The organism is Streptomyces prasinopilosus (assembly GCF_001419695.1).
Taxonomy (GTDB): domain Bacteria; phylum Actinomycetota; class Actinomycetes; order Streptomycetales; family Streptomycetaceae; genus Streptomyces; species Streptomyces prasinopilosus.
Genome location: NZ_LIRG01000257.1, coordinates 1 through 3,067, shown reverse-complemented (window position 1 = coordinate 3,067; position 3,067 = coordinate 1). Strand labels below are relative to the sequence as shown.

The window sequence follows — 3,067 nt, the reverse complement described above, 5'->3', positions numbered from 1 at the left end:
GCCCGGCGAATAGGGCCGGGTGGTGCTCATCAGCGCTTCACCTCACCGATTCACCAGTTCACCATTTCAAAAAAATCCGTACTCATTCAGTCACGCCCTGGGCGATCGTCCGGTTCTCGGTGTCCCCCGACCGTGGCAGCGGACACATTCAGCTTGTCTCCTGCCCGGGGCTGCCGAGGCAACACCCCCGGGTTCGCACGAGAAGGGGGCGGCGGTCCGGAAGCACGTCCGGGTGGGCGCGCGGGAGGGGCCGCGGAGCGGCATCCCGCCCGGCGCACCGGAAGGAGGTCGTCCGCCCCGGGTCCGCCGCGGGACGGCGCCGGCCTGCCCGCACGGTCATCCGGAACCGTCGGCCAGGGCCGCCTCGAGGCTGTCGTGAAGGGTGAACACGGCTTCCGCCCCGGTGATCTCGAACACGCGCGCGACCACGGGCTGCATTCCCGCGAGGTGCACTCCGCCCCCGGCGGCCTCGGCCTTCAGCCTGGCGCCGAGCAGCACGTTGAGCCCGGTGGAGTCACAGAACTCCAGGCCGGAGCAGTCGATGACAAGCCGCTTGAATCCCTTGGCGAGGCAGTCCTCCAGCGGCTCGCGCAACAGATCGGCGGTGTGGTGATCCAACTCACCCGCCGGAGTCACGACGGCACTGGGGCCCTCTTCTCGCACCTCGACCAGAAGCCGGCCCGACTGTGCGCTGCCGACCGTCCCGCGGTCCATGCCGTCTCTCTCTCCCACCGGTCGTGCCTCCTGCTGACGCTGGTGAACATTACGCCTTCCGAGCGCACTCCGACAGCCGAACAATCAGCAGTAAACGGACATATGGCAACAGAACTCACTTGCGGTGGGCTGACGAAAACGGGTAGGGCTAGTAGGGACCACGTACTCGACACGGCCGGCTTCGGAGGCGCCGCACACCGCAGTGCACGAACGGCATCGGCAGCCATACGCCGAGAACGATGGAGGACATCATGTCACCCCGGCTCGACGCATCGCCTACCCAGAAAGCGACGTCGACACTCCCCCCGGAACATCTGACTCCCATCGGGCAGGACGACACGGACGTCGCCCCGGACGACGATCTACTCGCCGGGCTCCCGGAGATCCCCCCTTTCGACGAGGTGGGGCCGGTCGACGCCCGGGCGCTGTCCAGGACCCTCTTCGAGCGGCTGGAGTCGCTGGAGGAAGGCACCCACGAGTACGCGTACGTACGCAACACGCTCGTCGAACTGAACCTGGCCCTGGTCAAGTTCGCCGCCTCGCGGTTCCGCTCGCGCAGCGAGCCGATGGAGGACATCATCCAGGTCGGCACCATCGGTCTGATCAAGGCGATCGACCGCTTCGAGCTTTCGCGCGGTGTGGAGTTCCCCACCTTCGCGATGCCGACCATCATCGGTGAGGTCAAGCGCTTCTTCCGGGACACCTCGTGGTCCGTGCGCGTACCGCGCCGGCTGCAGGAACTGCGGCTCGACCTGGCCAAGGCCGGCGACGAGCTGGCGCAGCAGCTCGACCGGTCCCCGACGGTGGGCGAACTGGCCGAGCGCCTGGGCATCTCCAAGGACGAGGTCGTCGAGGGCATGGCGGCGTCGAACGCCTACACCGCCTCCTCGCTCGACGCCCAGCCGGAGGAGGACGACTCCGAGGGCGCGCTGTCGGACCGGATCGGTTACGAGGACCACGGCCTCGAAGGCATCGAGTACGTCGAGTCGTTGAAGCCGCTGATCGCCGAACTGCAGCCGCGCGAACGGAAGATCCTCTCGCTGCGCTTCGTGGCCTGCATGACCCAGTCCGAGATCGGCGAGGAACTGGGCATCTCGCAGATGCACGTGTCACGGCTGCTGTCGCGCACGCTGGTGCGGCTGCGCAAGGGACTGACCCTCGAGGAGTGAGCGCAGGCCGCGCCCCGCGCCGTCCGCCCCCGACCGACCCGCGCTGCGCGCCCCGTGTTCCGCCGGTGCCGGAGGCCCTTCCCGGGCCCCGGGTGCCGGCCGGCCGCGGGGCGTATCGCGTTACCCGCGGTCACCCCTTTCCCCGCGGGCCTTCTTCCTCCACTATGGGCACGCCCAAACCGACTGGTATGTCAGGACGGCGCGTCCGGCGGCCGGGAGCTAGGAGGCGGTGCATGGCTCGGGGCGACGGAACCGTCGACGGCGACGGGGTCGGCGGACACCCAGGTGCGCACACGGATGCGTCCGACATCCGGTTGACCGAGATGCTGCGCGCCGACACCCCGGCCGCGTACGCGGCGCTCCGGGAACTCCGCGCCCGGCACGGCCCGTCCGTGCTCGACTACGCCCGCCGGTGCACCACGAGCGATTCCGGCGCGCGCCAACTCGCCGCGCAGGCCTTCACCCACGCCGCCCGCGAGACCGCCCGCGGCACCGATCCCGGCGGTCCCCTGCGCCACCGGCTCCTGCTGCTGACCGTCCGGGTGGCGGCGGCCTGGACCGCCGACGGACGGGCCGGCGGGCTGGACCCCGGACTGCACCTCGTGCTGAGTTCGTCCGGCCCCGACGGTCCGGCCCCGTCCCTGCTCGCCGCGTTCCGGACACTGCCGTACCGGGCGCAGGGCCTCCTCTGGTACGGGATCGTGGAACAGGAGCCCGCGGACCGCACGGCGACGCTGCTCGGCCTCACCCGTCAGGACGTGGTCCACGACACCCGGCCCGCGCTGCAGGCACTGGGCCGGGCCTGCCTGCGGGCCCGGCTGGCCGCCTCGGACGACCCCCGGTGCGCCGACTTCCGCCGGCTCATCGAGGAGTCGGTGCGGCCCGACGGTCCCCGGGACAGCGCCGACCTGCACACCCACATGGCTCACTGCGGGCACTGCACCGCCGCGTACGAGGAACTGTGCGCCCTGCGGGACGCGCCGCGCACCACCCTGGCCGAGGGGCTGCTGCCCTGGGCGGGCACGGCGTACACGGCTCCGGCACCGGCCGGGCCGTCCGCCGGCACCGGTGGCGCGCCGGGCGGGACGTGGCCGCTCTCCCGGCGCCTGGTGCTGGCCTCGGCGGCACTCGGCGTGGCCGTGGTGCCGCTGCTGTTCCTGCTGTGGTCGCCGGACGGCACGCCG

General features: G+C 71.4%; 2 protein-coding genes and 1 pseudogene. 2 read left to right on the top strand and 1 reads right to left on the bottom strand.

Annotated elements, in window-relative coordinates; all coding sequences use genetic code 11:
* Positions 1 to 336 precede the first annotated feature (336 nt).
* Positions 337 to 714: an STAS domain-containing protein gene (locus AOK18_RS12165; protein ID WP_055574743.1), complete on the bottom strand. Its 378-nt coding sequence runs from the start codon at positions 712 to 714 to the stop codon at positions 337 to 339.
* 239 nt (positions 715 to 953) lie between these two features.
* On the opposite strand from AOK18_RS12165, the gene AOK18_RS12160 reads away from it, so the two are divergent.
* Positions 954 to 1,883 carry an RNA polymerase sigma factor SigF gene (locus AOK18_RS12160; protein ID WP_055574744.1) on the top strand — a complete coding sequence of 310 codons (930 nt, stop codon included), beginning with the start codon at positions 954 to 956 and terminating at the stop codon, positions 1,881 to 1,883.
* A 233-nt stretch (positions 1,884 to 2,116) separates the two neighbouring features.
* Positions 2,117 to 3,067, top strand: a pseudogene (locus AOK18_RS12155) (ricin-type beta-trefoil lectin domain protein); the annotation flags it as partial.

What these genes read in the sequence shown, in the direction of transcription:
- AOK18_RS12165 (WP_055574743.1), bottom strand. Translation starts at nt 714, where the DNA reads ATGGACCGCGGGACGGTCGGCAGCGCACAGTCGGGCCGGCTTCTGGTC.
- AOK18_RS12160 (WP_055574744.1), top strand. Translation starts at nt 954, where the DNA reads ATGGAGGACATCATGTCACCCCGGCTCGACGCATCGCCTACCCAGAAA.